This window comes from Pseudoalteromonas luteoviolacea H33-S (genome assembly GCF_001625695.1).
GTDB classification, from domain to species: Bacteria; Pseudomonadota; Gammaproteobacteria; order Enterobacterales; family Alteromonadaceae; genus Pseudoalteromonas; species Pseudoalteromonas luteoviolacea_B.
Genome location: NZ_AUXY01000070.1, coordinates 92,174 through 111,158 on the forward strand (window position 1 = coordinate 92,174; position 18,985 = coordinate 111,158).

The following is an 18,985-nucleotide window of genomic DNA, read 5'->3' on the forward strand; positions in this document are numbered from 1 at the left end:
AAATTGTCTTTATGCGGTAATAATAATTTTGTTCACCCACTCAGCGGGCTGTAATTTATGTATAATCGCGTTAGAATCACTTGATAATAATAATTGTTTGGATTTGGAGTCTTCATGAAACGAGCTATCGCCACATTATTGACCGCTGTGACCTGTATGCCAGCTTTTGCAGCCGATGAAGTAAATATCTACTCATTTCGCCAACCGTTTTTAATTCAACCTATCCTTGATGACTTTACAAAGCAAACAGGGATTAAAACTAACGTCGTTTTTGCAAAAAAAGGCTTAATTGAGCGCGTTAAAAGAGAAGGGAAGCACTCACGTGCAGATTTAGTGTTAACTTCAAATTTTAGCGCCATGATCCAGTTAGAAGACCTTGGCCTTACGCAGCAAATCGCAAGTAAGACCGTTGAGCAAAATATCCCTGCATCTTTTAGAGATCCAGAAGGGCAATGGGTTGCGCTTACCAAACGCGTGCGTAACGTATACTCATCAAAAGCAAGGCTTGGTAAATTGGAGTCACTAAGCTACGAAGAGCTGGCCGATCCAAAGTACAAAGGAAAAATTTGTACTCGCTCTGGTAAGCATCCGTACAATTTAGGGTTAGTTGCATCTATGATCGCACATCATGGTGAAACAGAAACTAAAGAATGGTTGGTCGGAGTTAAGAACAACCTTGCACGTAAACCTCAAGGTAATGACCGTGCTCAAGTTAAAGCAGTTAAAGAAGGCTTGTGTGATATTGCTTTAGGTAATAGCTATTATTTCGGAAAAATGATGGCAGATGAAAAGCAAAAGTCATGGGCTGAGTCTGTTTATATCAACTTTCCTAACCAAAAGAATCGCGGTTCGCACTTAAATGTATCTGGTGTAGTTCTAACCAAGTATGCAAAAAATAAAGAAAATGCCTTGAAACTCATAGAGTTTATGACGGACAATAAGGCGCAGAATATGTACGCATCGACGAATATGGAATATCCGGTCAAGCCGGGCGTCGAATTATCTCAAATGGTAGCGTCATGGGGAGTGTTTAAGGAAGACAGCTTGCCGCTTGCTGAAATTAGTAAATACCGTCCATTGGCTCTAAAGCTAATCGATGAGGTAAAATTTGACCTTTAATGCAGCTAAAAAATAAACTGTCCAATTGGCAGATAACAGCGTGGGTGATTGGTATATGCCTGTCGACCCCGCTGGCTTTTCTCATTTTTGAATCATTACAAGGAGAATCTGAAGTATTCTCACACCTGTGGGATACAGTTCTTTGGGACTACATCAGTAATACTATTATGCTGATTGCAGGGGTGTTGTTACTGAGTTCATTAATTGCACTGCCCCTTGGGTGGTTAACAGCATATTGCCACTTCCCCGGTAAGCGAGTGTTTGAGTGGGCTTTAATGCTGCCACTTGCGATGCCCACCTACATCATTGCCTACGTGTATACAGATTTATTGGATTATGCAGGCCCTGTGCAGATCTTTCTAAGAGACTGGTTTGGCTGGACGAGTCCTGATGATTACTGGTTCTTTGATATACGTACTTTGCCCGGTGCTATTGTGATGATAGCTTTGGTACTTTACCCCTACTTATACTTAATCTTTAAAACAGCACTCAGAGAGCAGTCTTTCAAATTGGTTCAGGCCAGTCAGTTAATGGGTTTATCGCCATTTCAGAGTTTTCTCAAAGTAAGTTTGCCATTATCTCGTGGAGCCATTGTCGCTGCACTTGCTTTAATAAGTATGGAGACGATGGCGGACTTTGCTACGGTGCACTATTTTGCAGTCAGTACACTCACTACCGCTGTTTATGATACTTGGCTCGGGTACTATTCTCTCACCGCCGCCGCAAAAATTTCAGGGATCATGTTGCTGTTTCTCTTCATTGCATTATCACTAGAAAAAATGAGCCGAAAAAGCAAAGTCGTACATGAGCGTCAAAGCAGTGTAAATGACACCAGCCTATATGAACTGGGCGGTAAAAGTGGCTGGTTGGCGACAGGTTTTTGCAGCCTTATATTAATTGTTGCGTTTTTTATTCCCGTGGGTGTATTGACCAGTTACGCTATTGGTTATTTTGATCAGGCTTGGAATGACGCGTTTTTTAATTATGCGTGGCAAAGTTTAAAAATCAGCCTTTATGTCAGCGTAATCGCTATTTGCTTTAGTATTTTGGTGGTGTTTTATCAGCGTATAGGCGAGCAAAAAACCAAGGGCTTTCCGGGGAAGGTCGCGAGTATGGGGTATGCTTTGCCTGGTACCGTTTTAGCAATCGCGGTGCTATTGCCCCTTACATTATTTGATGACTATTTAAACCGCTGGCTGGATGGTACTGGGTTTGAACCCGGGCTGTTACTCAGTGGTACCATTTTTGCCCTTGTTTTTGCGTATGTAGTGCGCTTTTACGCCATAGCTCAGGGGGCTGTAGAAGCGAGTTTTGTGCGGATCAGCCCAAGTATTGATATGGCGAGTGCGTCTTTGGGCAAAAATAATCTACAGACATTGGGTCGCGTACACATTCCTCTATTAAAGCGCGGTATATTAACCGCGGGTTTATTGGTATTTATTGAGTGTATGAAGGAGCTACCGGCAGCACTGCTGCTCAGGCCGTTTAATTTTGAAACACTCGCAACCCATGTTTTTCAGTTTGTAAGCGATGAACAGTTAGAGTTAGCATCAATATCTGCCTTGTTTATCGTACTGGTTGGGTTAATCCCGCTTTATTTGGTTAACCGCTCAATGGAGCAGCAAACATAATGTACAGCCTTGCTATAGAATCTTTGCAATACAGTTATGACGGTCATGCTGTGATCGACAACCTTGATTTGCAGGTAAAGGAAAATGAAATCGTCTGCTTGTTAGGCGCCAGCGGATGTGGAAAGACGACCACACTTAAAGCCATTGCCGGACTTATCAGGCCGCAACAAGGCTGCATTAAAATTGGCCAGAACCAAGTCAACGGTGAAAACACATTTGTCGCGCCGCAACATCGAAATGTCGGCATGATGTTTCAAGACTATGCTTTATTTCCGCATTTGACGGTAGCGCAAAATGTTGCATTTGGGCTAGGTAAGTTAAGCCGCGTTGAAAAGCAATCTCGTGTATCTGAAATGTTAGAGCTGGTGCATTTAGGTGCATTTTCCGCGCGTTTCCCGCATGAGTTGTCTGGTGGTCAACAGCAAAGGGTCGCTATTGCAAGGGCGCTGGCTTATCGCCCGAGCTTGTTACTGTTAGATGAGCCTTTCTCAAATATAGACGCGCAAGTTCGCTTTCAACTTATCAGTGACATACGCAGTATTATCAAAGATCAAAAAGTATCTGCGATTTTTGTCAGTCACTCAAAAGATGAAGCCTTCGCTTTTTCAGATCGACTTGCCATTATGCACAAAGGCCAAATAGCACAATTAGGGTGCCCAACTGAATTGTTCCATCAGCCAAAAAACCAAGTGGTTGCAGAGTTCTTAGGCCAGGGGATTTATTTAGATGCAACACATGCTGGTAATGGGGCATTTAGCACTCAATTTGGGCAAGTAAACTCATTAACTCAGCAAAATGACGCTGAAGATAAGGGTAAAATATTTGTCAGGCCGAGCCACATTGAATTGTATAATACTGACCATGGTGCGATCCAAGTGAATCAAGAGAGGTTTGTGGGTACTGAGTATTTATATGCCATCGAATTGCAGGGTCAACAGCTAGAAATAGCAAAACCTGCTGACAAACCGTTAGATTTGTCTAAACCTATCTCTTTAAAAATTAAGCCCCATGCGGTAAATTTCTTTTCTTAGAGCGATAAACGATAAGGAAAAGGTATGGCCCAGCCGCAATCGGGGATCTGTGCAGAGGCAAACTTGCATGGCTTACATTTATTCTTCAATGTGCTTGAAGGGCAGGATGAAGTTGTGCGAGAAGCACTGGCGCAAGCTGGGCGACTGCAAGATGAGTTGAGTGATAGATTCTCTGAATCTATGCTTAGCAGCTTCGTCGCGATTGGTGCACAATATTGGCCTCATATCTATCCTGAATTTATACCACCTGAACTAAAAAGCTTTCCTCATATTCGTTCTACCGATCACTTAATACATAGTCAGCCTTTTGATTTGCTTTATGTCATACGCTCAGATAGAGAAGATGTAAATCATCTATTTGCGCAAAGTGTCTTACATATGTTGGGAGGCTGTGTTGAACTCGTTGCGCATGTTCGCGGTTTTCGCTTTTTGGATGGGCGAAATTTTAACGGCTTTATTTACGCCAGTGAGTCACCACACGGTCGCTTTAAGCGTAAAGTCGCGTTAGTTGATAACCCCGAAGGACTAGATCATCAAGGTAGCTACATTCATATTCAGCGAGTGAAGTTTGATTTGGCGAGGTGGCAGCAACTTGCAATTGATGAGCAAGAGGCGCTGATGGGACGTACGCGCTTAGATAATAAACTAATTGAGCCGGCAGTGGCATTTAGTCATGCTAGTCGTGCAGAGCTTAAAGATGCGCAAGGGCTAGTACTGCTGTTGGATCAGAGTATGCCGTTTGGGGATGTGTTTGAGCAAGGTAGCATTAATCTGAGTTGTGCAGCTCACGGGAATGCATTTGAGACGGTTCTAATGAGCCGATTCGGTTTGCTATCAGGGCAAGAATGTTACGATCCACTATTAGATTATTCTGAAGCGGATATGGGCGCGTCTTTTTTTGCACCATCTTTACAATTTTTGAAAGAGATGGCGCAAATAATGGCTGACGATTAAGTTTAAACGTTGTCAAACAATGTTTTTACTTTGTCTAAAGTCGCGTCAATCTCAGATATTTTTGCGGGTGCGATGAAAATAGTGTCGTCACCTGCAATTGTGCCTAATACACCATCTGCGCTGCCTAAAGAGTCTAGCAGACGAGCGATCAGCTGCGCTGCACCGGGGCTGGTTCTGATAATGATCATCATTTCATTGTGCATGATATCGATAACAAGCTGTCTCAGCGGGCTTTTTGCTGTTGGGACCCCCATTTCTGCAGGCAGGCAGTAAACCATTTCTTGTTTGGCATTTCTGGTGCGAACCGCGCCGAATTTACTCAGCATTCTTGATACTTTACTTTGACTTATATTGTCAAAGCCTTGATCTTTTAGCGCATCAACGATTTCGCCCTGAGAACCAAAGTTTTCCTCTCTTAAAAGTGCTTTAAAGGCTTTAACTAAGGCTTCTTGTTTGTCTTGCGCTTGCATATACATCTCTTCTATTAATTTTGGTTGCCCGATTTTACACAAATCCCAACAGTTACCCAAATTTTAACGCTGGAGTAATTTTCATGGTATATCGTAAAGGCAAATTGCGACAAAGTTGTCTCTTGTTTACAACTATAGTCGAAAAAATCTTGAAAATAACGCGGATAAATTTGTCTTTACCCTCGCTTTTCATTATCTTTACAGCACACAAAATTCCTACCTTCAATATATGGAGAATTATAATGAAAGTTGCTGTATTAGGTGCCGCTGGTGGTATCGGTCAAGCATTGTCTCTTCTGCTTAAAAACGGTTTGCCTGCAGGCTCTGAGCTAGCACTATACGATGTTGCACCAGTTGTTCCAGGTGTTGCTGTAGATCTTTCTCACATCCCAACTGCTGTGTCAGTTGCGGGTTACGGTAAAGATGACTTAGATCCTGCACTTGCAGGCGCAGACATCGTTTTGATCCCAGCTGGTATGCCACGTAAGCCTGGCATGGACCGTGCGGATCTGTTCAATGTGAACGCGAGTATCGTTAGAACTCTGGCTGAAGGTATCGTTAAAAACTGCCCTAAGGCGTTTGTTGGTATCATCACAAACCCAGTAAACGGCACTGTACCAATTGTACGTGAAGTATTCAAAAAAGCAGGCACTTATGATGCTGCACGCGTTTTCGGTGTAACAACATTAGATGTTATCCGCGCTGAAACATTCATTGCAGAGCTTAAAGGTCTAGACGTATCAGAAGTAAAAGTACCTGTTATTGGCGGTCACTCTGGAACAACTATTCTACCTCTTCTTTCTCAAGTTGAAGGTGTTGAATTCTCTGATGAGGAAGTTGCTTCTCTTACTAAGCGTATCCAAAACGCGGGTACTGAAGTTGTTGAAGCAAAAGCGGGTGGCGGTTCTGCGACGCTTTCAATGGGTGCAGCAGCAGCTCGTTTCTGCTTCTCACTTGTTAAAGGTCTTCAAGGCGAAGAAAACGTATTTGAGTACGCTTACGTTGAAGGTAACACTGGCGATGCAGAATTCTTTGCACAGCCTATCCGTCTTGGTAAAAATGGCGTTGAAGAGCTATTACCATACGGCGAGCTAAGCGCTTTTGAACAAAAAGCAAAAGACGACATGTTAGCGACGCTTGAAAAAGACATTAAAGAAGGTGTTGATTTCATGGCTTAATGCCTAGAAATAACCCTGAAAAAAAGCTGCTTTTAAAGCAGCTTTTTTTATTTTGATTGAGTTGTTTAATCAGTCATTAAAAAGCCGGCAGTTTACCGGCTCTTTTATCAATTCATGTATTAAACATTTAGTGTAAAATACGTGCTCTGATCGTCCCTTCAACAGCGCTTAGTTCTTTTAACGCAACTTCTGAGTGATCACTATCTACATCAATAACTACGTAACCAATGCAATCGTCTGTTTGCAGATACTGAGCAGCGATATTAATCCCATGTTGAGCAAATGCTTGGTTGATTTGCGTTAGCACACCCGGTCTATTCTCGTGTACGTGTAATAAACGGCTGCGGTTAGACAGCTCTGGCAGCGATACTTCAGGGAAATTTACAGCTGTGACAGTGGAGCCATTGTCTGAGTACTTGGTTAATTTACCCGCCACTTCAATACCGATATTTTCTTGTGCTTCTTGTGTAGAGCCACCCACATGCGGCGTTAAAATGACATTGTCAAACTCTCTCAGTGGAGACACAAACTCCTCATCATTTGATTTCGGTTCAACCGGGAAAACATCAATGGCAGCACCGGCAAGTTTTTCATGTTGTAGAGCTTCTGCAAGGGCGTCAATATCTACAACGGTTCCGCGTGATGCATTGATTAGGATCGCACCCTGTTTCATGACTTCAATTTCAGCCATGCCAATCAGGTTTTTAGTTTGCGGTGTTTCTGGTACATGTAGGCTGATCACATCTGCACGTTGCAGCAGCTGTGTCAGGTTTTGCACTTGCTGTGCATTACCAAGAGTGAGCTTGTCTTCTATGTCATAAAACTCGACTTTCATACCGATATTTTCAGCCATGATGCCAAGTTGTGTGCCGATGTGACCATAGCCGATGATGCCTAGAGTTTTTCCGCGAGCTTCAAAAGAGCCAATAGCAGATTTAAGCCATTGGCCGCGATGTGCCATGGCGTTTCGCTTCGGAATACCGCGAAGTAGTAACAAGATTTCACCGAGTACTAACTCTGCAACCGAACGTGTATTTGAGAATGGCGCGTTAAATACGGCAATACCACGACGTTTTGCGGCATCTAAATCCACTTGGTTTGTACCAATACAAAAACAACCAACAGCAACGAGTTTTTCAGCCGCATTTAAGACCGTTTCTGTGAGGTGGGTGCGCGAGCGTATACCGACAAAGTGAACATGTTTGATACGCTCAATCAACTCATTTTCAGGCAGCGATGTCTTGAGATACTCAATATTACTGTACCCATTACGCTTTAATGTTTCGACTGCACTTTGGTGCACGCCTTCTAACAATAATATTTTAATCTTATCTTTAGACAAAGATACCTTACTCATGACTCATTCCTATTACCTAGTTTGTGGACCTTGTGGTGTCCCTGTAATTACGGTATTTGCACCACGGTGAGCAAATAGCCCATTGGTTACAACACCGACGATTTGGTTTATTTTTTCTTCCAGCGTTTTTGGATCTGTGATATTTAATCCATGTACATCTAAAATGACATTGCCATTGTCAGTGACGACACCGTGGCGATATACTGGGTCGCCTCCAAGCTTTAACAGCTCTCTAGCGACGTAGCTTCGTGCCATTGGTATAACTTCCACCGGCAATGGGAAGCTACCCAGCGTGTCAACATGTTTACTCTCATCGACTATACAAACGAACTTGTCAGCAACCGCGGCAACGATTTTTTCACGGGTCAACGCAGCACCACCGCCTTTAATCATGTGTCCATGTTCGTTAATTTCATCAGCACCATCAACATACACATCTAATTGAGCAACATCATTAAGCTCAAAGACTTCAATACCGAGTGCTTTTAGCTTTTCAGTTGATGCTTCTGAACTCGAAACCACACCTTTAATATCATCTTTGATGCTACCGAGTGCATCGATAAAATGATTGACTGTGGAACCTGTTCCGACACCGACAATGGTGTTTTCTTTTACATGTTCAAGCGCTGCCCATGCTGCAGCTTTTTTCATTTCATCTTGTGTCATAACGTAATCACTTTGTTGTCTTTAATTAAGTTGAGATTATACGCTTAAACACTCGAATTGTATGACAATAAATTACACTCTTAAGCGCAGACTTTTTAGCAGTGGGTTTTGTTAGCGCCACTGATAATATTGGGTAGGCGTTAGTATTGCAGGCAAAGGTACATCCCATGCTTCAATTGGCAATTCACTGACTTTTTGGCAGTCATGTGCTAACCCTATCAATTTGGGTTTTACCCACCCTTGTGAATAGTAGTTAGCTAATGTTCTGTCGTAATAGCCGCCACCCATGCCTAATCGATTACCGTGCTCGTCGAAAGCAACTAAAGGCATCAACAAGTAATCTAGTTGCTCAATTGGGCAAATTTCATAACAATTCAACTTAGGTTCTAAGATAGCATAGCGGTTTTGAATCATGGTTGAGTTTTTTTCATACTTTTGGAACAGTAAACTAGTGCCGCTGAAGGGGTGGATTACGGGCAGGTATACTTGAATGTTTTTTTTCCAAAGTGATTGAATTAAAAGGTTAGTTCTGAGTTCGCCATCATTGTGTAAGTAGACCCCGATTGAGGCGTTTTTAGTCGGTTTCTCATGTTGAAAAAAATTAATGTTTAGGTCGGTTTCAGCAGAAGTTTGAAAATTTTCATCAAGAGCTTTTCGTTGTGCTCTTATTGAACTTCGAATTTTTTTGCGTGTTTCTGCTTTTTTTGTATTTGAACATGAATTTTCTTTCATTAGAATTGAACCATCTCAGGGAAAGCCAAACTAAATCCGAGTACAATAAGCAAAATGAATAACACGGCTAACAGTGTATATAAAAGCTTTTTGGACCTTGGCTTGGGCTCTGCATCTAGGTCAAGTTCATCGAATAGCTCGTCATTTTGCCATTCGTCATCTTCTTTTTCTTCGTTACTTTTATTTTGTCCATCGATACGCTGTTCAAGTTCTTCTAACTTTTCTTCGATTCTGATCAGGCTACTGGTGATGTAATCAAGCGCTTCAAATACACGTTCATTTGCAGCATTGTTAACTTGAGGGGCGTTTGTCATGCTGCTTTGCACGGCTTGCACCTTGCTTTGGAACCCATAAATCGCTAGGAGTTTAGCTTGTTTTAAGCATTTACTTTTTTCAGTGGCGCCAAACAGGGGCTTACCTTGAGTAAATGCAACAACTTTTTGCTTTGATACGCCCAGTTTGGTGGCTAGGCTTTCCATGGCATTGTGGCTATCAGTGTCGGCGTTAAACCCAACAAAGACAACCCTAAACTGATCACTCATAGACAATCTCATTTTATTCTAATATGAAGAGTATACCCAAAAAGTAATCGGAAGCATTGAATTAATCTATTCAAAGATATAAAGCTTTTTAACTAGATGGTTTTTGAAGTACTGAAGAGTTAGTTATCGGTTGGGGCGTAATGACTTTATAAAAATAAGGAGTTACGTTATTGCCGTGATGTGGAAGCGTGCTTCCACATCACGGCCAAAGTTAGTATTTAGCAGCTTCACCTGATTTAGGTAATGCTTGGATGATGAAATCTCTTAAATCTTCGTTAGAGAGTCTAAGATCTTCATAACGCAGATACATCATATGACCAGAGCGGTAACCTTTAAAGCTTAATCTGTCTTTCATTTTACCACTGGGGTCTAAATGCCATAAATTATATTTACCATCAAAATAGTTGGTAGCACCATCGTAATACCCAGATTGAACCATGACATGTAAATATGGGTTTTGCGCCATTGCTAACCTTAGGCGCTCACCCACGGTATTTTTAGTTCTATCCCATGGACGAACGGGGCCAAACATATTGTATTTTATGTCTGTTTTATAGTTCAGCTCTTGGCGGAAGTAGTGATTAATTGCCGGTGTGAATGAGTGCAACCAAGAGGTGAGTTCAGGCCAATAATCAGGTATGTCACCAGCGACACGTTTATCTATGCCTAAATACCTTGAGTCCAGTCGGCCAACGGTCACTTCTCTATCTCGAAGCAGTTCCTTCCAAAATGTAGCATTTGGAATATCCAAATTATTCTGTGCGACAAACTTTTCTGATAATCCTGAATATTTGGCAACTTGAGCAGTAACAGCTTGCTTCTCTTTATCACTGATCATAGCGCCTTTGGCAAGCGCAGGTAAGTAGGTGTTCAAGGTATAGGCTTCAACTTCTTCCAATACTTCAAGTAAGTCTTTATTTTGTAGCTCATTGCTGAGTGCTTTGTGATACCAAGCAGTCGCCGCAAAATAAGGAAGTCTATTAGCGGCCTTTACAGGACCGTCACGTTTAATGCCGATGTCTGTTGGCGAGACTAGGATCACACCATTTAAGTACATCCACTGCTGGTTTTGTAGTTCGTGTGCAAGCCCTGCAACGCGCGTTGTTCCGTAGCTTTCACCTATTAAAAACTTAGGTGACAACGCTCTGTCATGACGGTTAATAAAGGTGTTTAGCCAAGCTGCGAGGTATTTAACATCGGCGTTAACACCAAAAAAACGCTTTTTTTGAACGTCTTTGCTCGGCATTTTGCCTTGTTTATCAGGTAATACACGTGAATAGCCGGTGTTCACTGGATTCACAAAAACTATGTCTGTGGTATCTAAAACTGAATATGGGTTATCCTTTAGTCCATAAGGCTGAAGTGGATATCCTTCATCGTCTATTTTTAGGACACGAGGACCAGTATAAGCTATGTGCATCCACACAGAAGCTGACCCCGGACCACCGTTGAATGAAATGAGTAGCGGGCGTTTTGCATTATCCTTTACTTTGTCTTTTTTGTAATAAGTGTAGTGTAAAGATGCAATAGGATGCCCCTCGTCATCCCACAAAGGCTGAGTGCCAGTCGATACGGTATAGTTTATTTTTGAGCCATTAATTGTGGCTTTGTGTTTTGTGGTGACTTGATGATCTATATCAAAGCTTAACGTGCCTTGTTGATTACTATTAGCAGCACTGAATGTGCTGACGCAAAGTAGTAGTAAGCTAGATACTATTTTAGGTACTGCTGCCATGGGGTTCCTCGTGTTTTCACTTATCGCCTACATTTAAATCGTTTTTAACGCTGATTTCAAAGTCAATGAGACTAACTCGCAATATTTGCTGCCCATTACAATTTGTTTACCATTTAGGGGCGGTGCAGGTTTTTTTTGTCACAAAAATCGCGTATATTTCACCCTTATGTCTGTAGTATTAAAGTATTTGAGTCTGTTAAATACTTGTATAGCTACATTTCTCATTGCAGTCACTAGAGAAAGTTTCCATGCAAAAAGTATTGATTGTTGAAGATAGTAAGGTTGTCCAACAGATCTTACGCCATCTGGCATCACAACATCTAAGTGTCGATATAGACTTTGCTTGGTCTCTCAAGGAAAGTAAAGCGTTACTTGCGAGCAATTGCTACACACTGGCCTTGGTAGATTTAACATTGCCTGATGCAATGGATGCGGAAGTCGTCCAGTTAACTTTGAGTCACAATGTCCCTACGGTTGTTTTGACCTCTAAGATTGATGAGTATAGCCGACAACAGATGCTAGAAATGGGAGTCGTTGATTATGTGATCAAAGATAATCGCGATTCTTATTTGTATGCCATTAAATTGGTAAGCCGTTTGCTGCGTAATCAAGGCTGTAAAGCACTGATTGCTGATGACTCTATGATCAGTCGTGCTGTGATGAGACAGATGTTAGAAAAGCAGTTATTCACTGTTTTTGAAGCTCAAGATGGTGAGCAAGCACTTACTATGCTCAAAGCTGATCATGAAGTTAAACTTTTATTGACTGACTATGCTATGCCAACGATGGATGGATTTGAGTTGGTTAAAGCAGTGCGCAATTTCCGTGGTCGCGATGATTTGGCGATTGTTGGGTTATCTGGTGCTGGAACACACGGCCTGTCCGCAAAGTTCATTAAATATGGTGCAAATGATTTCTTAATGAAGCCATTTATGAACGAGGAGTTCCACTGCCGTGTAATGCAGACGATGGAGCAATTAAACCTAATTGCCGAGATTAAAGATTACGCACATCGTGATTATTTGACGGGTTTATACAATCGTCGTTATTTTTGCCAACAAATGGATAGGTTACTTAAATCCGGGCTAGAAGATAGCTGCTTAGCTTTGTTAGATCTAGACTTGTTTAAAGAAATTAACGATAAATATGGCCACTTGGGTGGCGATAGCATACTTACTCAGGTTGCTCATTTACTCAATGAGTCATTCTCGGGTAGTTTAGTATCTCGAGTCGGTGGCGAGGAGTTTGCTGTTTTACTCGCTGAAAGTGATTTGCAAAAAGCAAAAGCCAAATTTGATGTTTTTCGTCTCAAATTTGCAGAGAATATTTTCCAAGTCGATGACCACCGCTTACATTGCACCCTGAGTATTGGTATTGCAAAATGTGAGTTTGCGACATTGAGTGAAGTGATGCGACATGCTGATAAAGCGTTATATAAGGCGAAAGCGCAAGGTCGTAATAGTGCAGTGACAGCTTGCACCAAATCAAATCAAATCTTAGAAGAGTGCACCAGCTAAGTGCACTTTTCGCTAAATACCTTTCTATATTTTTTATACCCCACTGATAAATAAGCACTAATCTTTTTGGCATAAAGGTTGGATTGTGTATTCCATCATCAACAGGAATCACACTCCTTTGGAGGCCAACAATGAAAATGATAAGTGCGATAATTAAGCCTTTTAAATTGGATGAAGTCCGAGAAGCACTCGCTGAGCTCGGTATAGAAGGCATGACAGTCGTTGACGTGAAAGGATTTGGTCGTCAGCGTGGTCACACAGAATTGTATCGAGGAGCTGAATACCAAGTCGATTTTATACCAAAAATTAAGCTTGAGATTGCAACGCACAGTGAAAACTGCCAACGGGTAGTAGACACATTAACACAAGCTGCAAATACCGGAAAAATTGGTGATGGCAAAATTTTTGTTTATGACCTAGAGCAAATCGTGCGGATCCGCACCGGTGAATTAGACGAAGAAGCAATCTGAGGTGCAATCTGATGGAAAACACAATTATAGAATTACAATTTTCACTCAATACTTTCTACTTTCTCATATCGGGCGTGTTAGTGATGTGGATGGCGGCAGGGTTTGCCATGTTAGAGGCAGGGTTAGTAAGATCTAAAAATACCACGGAGATCTTAACTAAAAATATTGCACTTTACGCAATCGCCTGCACTATGTATTTGCTGATTGGTTACAACATTATGTACGTCGGCAACTCTGAAGGCGGGTTTGTGCCAAGTTTTGGAGCGCTAATTGGTGATGCGTCAGCTGATGCCGACCATGCGCTTGAGTCTGATTTTTTCTTTCAAGTGGTTTTTGTCGCAACGGCCATGTCAATTGTTTCTGGCGCAGTGGCTGAACGCATGAAGTTGTGGGCATTCTTATTATTTACTGTGGTGTTAACTGGGCTTATTTATCCTATCCAAGGTTATTGGAGTTGGGGAGCAGGATTTTTATCTGAGTTGGGTTTTGTTGATTTTGCAGGCTCTGCGATTGTCCATGGTGCGGGTGCCGCTGCTGCATTGGCTGGCGTTTTGTTACTGGGAGCAAGAAAGGGCAAGTATGGTAAACATGGAGAGATTTATCCTATCCCCGGTTCTAATTTACCTCTAGCGACCCTAGGTACTTTTATTTTGTGGATGGGGTGGTTCGGATTTAATGGCGGCTCGCAGTTGTTTTTGGCTGATAAGGAAAATGCCATTGCAGTGAGTCAAATCATGTTAAATACCAATGCCGCTGCTGCCGCAGGCGCAATATCGGCTTTACTTGTGTGTAAAGTCATGTGGAAAAAAGCGGATTTGACGATGATTTTAAACGGGGCATTGGCTGGGCTTGTCACTATCACTGCGGAGCCAGCTTCTCCGACGCCACTACTTGCGTGCATTATCGGGTCGTTAGGTGGAAGTTTAGTGGTATTTAGCATTGTGGCGCTGGATAAACTTAAAATTGATGACCCTGTAGGTGCCATCTCGGTGCATGGCGTATGTGGTTGTCTGGGTGTGATGATGGTGCCTTTCTCAAATGGCGATGCAAACTTCGTCTCGCAGTTGATTGGTCTTGTTTCAATTCTTGGGTTTGTTTTTATCACTTCTTATTTGGTTTGGGCACTTTTAAAGACGACCATGGGGATCCGTGTGACGGAAGAGGAGGAGCTCAGTGGTATGGATCAGCATGACTGTGGCGTAGATGCTTACCCAGAATTTGTCACAATACGAAACCATTAATATTTAAGCAGTTAAAAAAGCAGGCGTTAGCCTGCTTTTTTGGTTTCAGTGGCTGTTAATCTAAGTTACTCTAGCATCATTGTAATTATGGTAAATATTGCTCCGGTAAATGTCAGAGAAAAAACGCACGCCTGCAAATAAATCAAAACCAAAGCGCACCACGAAAAAAAAATCACCTAACTCAAAAAAGGTCTCGGTTAAGCAGCGTTTAAGTATTTTAAAGTCTCGAATACTACAAACGCTTTGGTCGCTATTTTGGAAAGGCGGCCTTGCTGTTTGCTGTGCGGTTGCAATGTATGTTGTGTACCTAGATGCGAAAGTGAGTAAGCAGTTTGAAGGCAACAAATGGCAGCTTCCAGTTCAGGTTTATGCGCGTGCTATGACCTTTTATCCAGATCAGTACTTGTCTGAGCAAGAGGTGATTTGGGAACTTGAGAGGCTTAATTACTCGAGAGTGAATAGAATTAATAGGACAGGTCAATATATAGTACAAGGACGCACCATAACGGTTTTCCGTCGTGCATTTGAGTTTTACGAGGGGGCTGAGTCATCCAGAGTATTTACACTTAATTTTGCGGGTAAAAAGCTTGCTAATATTGTCGATAAAGGCGGTCGCCGCATCGCTGGCGAGCGATTAGAGCCAGTGCAAATTGCGCGAATTGGTAATGAGACCAATCAAGATCGTGAGTTTGTTCCGCTTGAAAAGTTTCCGAATGTATTAAAGCAAGCACTGTTAGTTGTTGAAGATCGCAACTTCTATGAACACCATGGTGTCTCAGTGTGGTCAATTATGCGCGCACTATATAGTAATATTCGCGCAGGTAGAACGGTGCAAGGTGGTAGCACATTGACTCAGCAGCTTGCTAAAAACTTTTACCTTACGCGAGAGCGCTCACTGGTTCGAAAAGTCAATGAAGCTTTTATTGCGCTCATTTTGGATTATCGTTACAGCAAAGATGAGATATTAGAGGCTTATCTTAATGAAGTGTATTTAGGTCAGGCATACAATCAGGGTGTGCATGGAATGGGATTGGCGTCAGAGTTCTATTTTGCAAAACCAGTAGATGAGCTGGAGTTCGATCAGGTTGCGTTATTGGTTGCTATGGTAAAGGGCCCATCATTTTATAACCCGCGTAGGTATCCAGAAAGAACCATGGAACGTCGAGACTTGGTGCTTAGGCTTATGGCAGAAAACGGCATCATTACGACAACCGAATACCGACAATCGTTAGAGCGAAAAATTGACATTCAGCCTTTGAAAGAAAGTCTATTGCAATCCTACCCAGGTTATTTGGAATTGGTGAATCGTGAGCTGAAGGACTTGGTGCCAAATGAGGATGTGATCCATGCTGGGGTGCGTATATTTACTTACTTTGAGTTGCAAAAGCAAAGTGCGATGGAAGAAGCCATTACTTCAGGTCTTCCATACTTGGAGCGTCGTTTTGATATATCGGGCTTAGAAGTTGCGATGGTTTCTGTGAATACAGAGAAAGCAGGTGTATCTGCGTTAGTGTCAGGCAGGCAAATGCGTTTTTCGGGTTTTAATCGAGTACTAGATACTAAACGCAGTGTTGGCTCATTAGTTAAACCAGCCATTTATCTGACTGCATTGCAGCAAGACTTCACTTTGGGGACATTGCTAGATGATTCGCCGTTACAGGTGACCGACTCGTCAGGTAAGACTTGGTCGCCAGAAAACTTCGACCATAAATTTAGAGGTCCTGTTCCGCTATATGAAGCGTTTAGTAAAAGCTTAAATATCCCTGCGGTCAATTTAGGGCTAGATGTGGGTGTACATAAAGTTGCGAATACAATGTCTGAGCTGGGTGTTAAGAGTGACATCCCGACTTACCCTTCGATGTTACTAGGGGCTGTTGAGTTATCCAGTTTTGATGTCGCTCAGATGTACACGACGTTAGCGGCTAATGGCAAATACAGCGAATTAACCAGTATCTCTGCTATCACTAATGCCAGTGGTAAAACGCTTTATAAACATCAGCCAAAACGAGAAAACAGGTTTGATCCTGCCTCAGTTTACATGACCAAGTATGGTTTAAAAAGGGTAACCAAAAGTGGCACAGGTAAACGTTTAAACAAACACTTCCCATCTGTTCAATTGGCTGGGAAAACAGGAACAAGCAACAATATGAGAGACAGTTGGTTTACCGGGTTTGATCACAATACGGTAACCGTTGCTTGGGTTGGTCGTGATGACAATAAACCAACTAAATTAACTGGCGGTACTGGGGCACTTGAACTCTATATTCGTTATCTTAAGCCCTTAAACCCGCAGGCCATTGCTGATGAACGACCTGCGGGAGTGAAATGGGCATTTGTAAATAAGAAAACAGGGGAGCAAGCTGCACCACATTGTGGCCCGACTATTCAGCTGCCGCTGCGCGCAGAGCTGTTTAACCCAAAACCAAGTTGTCAGTGATCGTTAAGTTTTAAACTGACTCATCGCTGATTTTAAGTTAGCCGCCATGCTACTTAACTGATGCGCATCATCTTGTGTGGCCTCAGCAGAACCTAACGTGTGTTCCGCAAGGTCACTTATTTCACTGGATTCTGAAAGTGCCTGTTGCGTCGCTTGCGTTTGCTGTTGTACAAGCTCTCGGATCACATGCCCCTGTTGATCTATGTCACTCATACTTTGCTCCGCAGCACTGAGAATTTGATTGGTCTCATTGGCTGCAGTGACACCGCGCTCCATCTTTTCAACGCTACTGAGCATTTTTTGTTGGGTATCGTTGGACGCGTTTTGTAGTGATTTGATAATAGTATGGATCTCTTCTGTTTGTTGCTGAGTCCGCTTGGCAAGGGTACGCACTTCATCTGCTACAACGGCAAATCCCCGCCCTTGCTCACCAGCTCGCGCAGCTTCAATGGCTGCATTGAGCGCTAACAAGTTGGTCTGCTCTGCAATTTCGCTGATCCCTAAACTGACTTTACTGATGTTTTGGCTGTCTTGCGCTAGTTTATCGAGTGCCTGTCGACTTTCTTCAAACTCGTTTTGTAACACAGTCATATGCTGTGCTAATTCAGTGGTATTAAGGCTGCCTTGTTTTACTTGGTCTGCCGCGGCGCTGGCGAGTTCTGTGGCGTGCTGCGCTGAGTTTTCAACCGAGTCAGCGGCGTTAGCCATGTCTGATAATGCAGTGTGGATCCCAGAAATCTTAATTTGCTGTTGAGCGACATCATGGCGCGTATCCTGGCTAATGTGGCTGAGTTTGTCCGTGGCATGATGTAAATCGCTGGTGGTATTGTGCACATCTCCTAGCAACTCAGTGAATGCATCTAAAACTCGGTTATATTGCCCCACAATATCATTAAGCTCATCATTGCCCTGTGATATAGCGCGAGAGCGCAAATCACCTTGTGCGGCTTTTTGCGCAGAGTGTGAAAACTCTGAGATCGTATCAACGACCGCAAAATAAAAGCCTAGCATGAGGTAAAGTGCAATCGCCAAGCTGATAATCGAAGCAGTCGCGACCAAGTTACGAATTGTTTGTTCGCGCTCAAGCTTTTCTTGCAGCATCGCTTTAAGTGTGGGTAGGGCTGCTTCCACTAAATTTTGCGTTTTTCGCTGAACATCACGATGAGCTGTTGAAAAAGCATTGGCAGTTAACTCAATGTCATCAGGGTCGAGTAATTTGGTTTTAATCGATCTTTGGTAGCTGTCGAGCGCTGAGTTGAGCGCATTAATTTGGGTCGATAGCTGCTGTTTAACAAATGGGCTTTCTATGGCTGCAACTTCAAGTTTATCGAGGAGCTGTGATTTGACAATTGGGAGCGCTTTATTGAGGTTAGACAGTGCAATAAAGGAGTCTGGCGTAAATCTGCCACGGTTGATAATACCATTTGCTTGCTCGGCAATATCATTGATTTGATAGACCACTTTGGGTAATGACTCGACCAATGAGCGGTTTAAGTAAGAGCGACTTAAATCGTTATCAATGGCCAACTTTGATGCGATGGACACCTGCTCTAATGGGGTATTAGAGGCTTGGGTGTTGACTGAAAACCCGCTTTGAGCGAGTAGTCTTTGGTTATCTTTTTGTCTGTCATTAATGATGTTTTCTAGCAGCTTAGGATATAAATTGAGTCCTTCTTGCTGCTGCTGGCTCACTTTTATTGAATGAGTGAGCGTGGAGTTTAGAAAAAACAGACTTAATGCCAGTGGTAAGAGTAAGATACCAAATACAAGGCTAATTTTAGTTTTGTACTTAAGTTGTGCCATGAATGAAATGGCGGGGCTACATAGTGATCTGAGTCCTGTCATAATTTAAGTCTTTGTTATTGAATCACGTGATAGAGACCTTATTAAGACAAAGAATAGTTC

The 18,985-nt window shown here is 42.5% G+C and carries 16 protein-coding genes; 9 read left to right on the forward strand and 7 right to left on the reverse strand.

All coding sequences use genetic code 11. The features are described from left to right. The first annotated feature begins 114 nt into the window (after positions 1-114). Genes N477_RS10965 through N477_RS10980 form a run of 4 tightly spaced genes read left to right on the forward strand, consistent with a single transcriptional unit; the run spans position 115 to position 4,735 of the window. Positions 115-1,119 carry a Fe(3+) ABC transporter substrate-binding protein gene (locus tag N477_RS10965; protein ID WP_063360710.1) on the forward strand — a complete coding sequence of 335 codons (1,005 nt, stop codon included), beginning with the start codon at positions 115-117 and terminating at the stop codon, positions 1,117-1,119. Further along, a complete protein-coding gene (locus N477_RS10970) occupies positions 1,119-2,750 on the forward strand; it encodes an ABC transporter permease (protein WP_063360709.1) in 1,632 nt (543 codons plus the stop codon). Before N477_RS10965 ends, N477_RS10970 begins: the two co-directional genes overlap by 1 nt. Next, positions 2,750-3,781, forward strand: a complete 1,032-nt coding sequence (locus N477_RS10975; protein WP_063360708.1) for an ABC transporter ATP-binding protein — start codon at positions 2,750-2,752, stop codon at positions 3,779-3,781. Before N477_RS10970 ends, N477_RS10975 begins: the two co-directional genes overlap by 1 nt. Before the next feature lie 24 nt (positions 3,782-3,805). Further along, positions 3,806-4,735, forward strand: a complete 930-nt coding sequence (locus N477_RS10980) for a Dyp-type peroxidase (RefSeq protein WP_063360707.1) — start codon at positions 3,806-3,808, stop codon at positions 4,733-4,735. A gap of 2 nt (positions 4,736-4,737) precedes the next feature. Here N477_RS10980 and argR read toward each other — a convergent pair whose 3' ends face one another. After that, complete coding sequence (argR, locus tag N477_RS10985; RefSeq protein ID WP_046354427.1) at positions 4,738-5,205, reverse strand: transcriptional regulator ArgR; 468 nt, start codon at positions 5,203-5,205, stop codon at positions 4,738-4,740. Positions 5,206-5,447: 242 nt separating this feature from the next. Between argR and mdh the strand changes: the two genes are divergently transcribed. Beyond that, positions 5,448-6,383 carry a malate dehydrogenase gene (gene mdh, locus N477_RS10990; protein WP_039611712.1) on the forward strand — a complete coding sequence of 312 codons (936 nt, stop codon included), beginning with the start codon at positions 5,448-5,450 and terminating at the stop codon, positions 6,381-6,383. 127 nt (positions 6,384-6,510) lie between these two features. On the opposite strand, the gene serA is transcribed toward mdh, so the two are convergent. The 5 genes from serA to N477_RS11015 form a co-directional block, all read right to left on the reverse strand. Beyond that, positions 6,511-7,740, reverse strand: coding sequence for a phosphoglycerate dehydrogenase (gene serA, locus N477_RS10995; RefSeq protein WP_063360706.1), 1,230 nt, complete (start codon positions 7,738-7,740; stop codon positions 6,511-6,513). A 12-nt stretch (positions 7,741-7,752) separates the two neighbouring features. Continuing rightward, entirely contained in the window at positions 7,753-8,406 is a 654-nt protein-coding gene (gene rpiA, locus N477_RS11000; RefSeq protein WP_063360705.1) for a ribose-5-phosphate isomerase RpiA, read from the reverse strand. A gap of 111 nt (positions 8,407-8,517) precedes the next feature. Next, positions 8,518-9,138 carry a 5-formyltetrahydrofolate cyclo-ligase gene (locus N477_RS11005; protein ID WP_063360704.1) on the reverse strand — a complete coding sequence of 207 codons (621 nt, stop codon included), beginning with the start codon at positions 9,136-9,138 and terminating at the stop codon, positions 8,518-8,520. Further along, positions 9,138-9,680: a hypothetical protein gene (locus tag N477_RS11010; protein ID WP_063360703.1), complete on the reverse strand. Its 543-nt coding sequence runs from the start codon at positions 9,678-9,680 to the stop codon at positions 9,138-9,140. Before N477_RS11010 ends, N477_RS11005 begins: the two co-directional genes overlap by 1 nt. 211 nt (positions 9,681-9,891) lie before the next feature. Further along, entirely contained in the window at positions 9,892-11,415 is a 1,524-nt protein-coding gene (locus N477_RS11015) for a S10 family peptidase (protein ID WP_063360702.1), read from the reverse strand. A 248-nt stretch (positions 11,416-11,663) separates the two neighbouring features. Between N477_RS11015 and N477_RS11020 the strand changes: the two genes are divergently transcribed. The 4 genes from N477_RS11020 (at position 11,664) to mrcB (ending at position 17,080) form a co-directional block, all read left to right on the forward strand. Then, positions 11,664-12,932, forward strand: coding sequence for a response regulator (locus tag N477_RS11020; protein ID WP_063360701.1), 1,269 nt, complete (start codon positions 11,664-11,666; stop codon positions 12,930-12,932). A 131-nt stretch (positions 12,933-13,063) separates the two neighbouring features. After that, the gene (locus N477_RS11025) at positions 13,064-13,402 is read left to right on the forward strand and encodes a P-II family nitrogen regulator (RefSeq protein WP_023399545.1); all 339 of its coding nucleotides are present in this window, start codon (positions 13,064-13,066) and stop codon (positions 13,400-13,402) included. 11 nt (positions 13,403-13,413) lie between these two features. Next, positions 13,414-14,643, forward strand: a complete 1,230-nt coding sequence (locus N477_RS11030) for an ammonium transporter (RefSeq protein WP_063360700.1) — start codon at positions 13,414-13,416, stop codon at positions 14,641-14,643. A 109-nt stretch (positions 14,644-14,752) separates the two neighbouring features. Next, positions 14,753-17,080 carry a penicillin-binding protein 1B gene (gene mrcB / locus N477_RS11035; RefSeq protein ID WP_063360699.1) on the forward strand — a complete coding sequence of 776 codons (2,328 nt, stop codon included), beginning with the start codon at positions 14,753-14,755 and terminating at the stop codon, positions 17,078-17,080. A 3-nt stretch (positions 17,081-17,083) separates the two neighbouring features. On the opposite strand, the gene N477_RS11040 is transcribed toward mrcB, so the two are convergent. Then, positions 17,084-18,925, reverse strand: a complete 1,842-nt coding sequence (locus N477_RS11040; RefSeq protein WP_063360698.1) for a methyl-accepting chemotaxis protein — start codon at positions 18,923-18,925, stop codon at positions 17,084-17,086. Positions 18,926-18,985 lie beyond the last annotated feature (60 nt).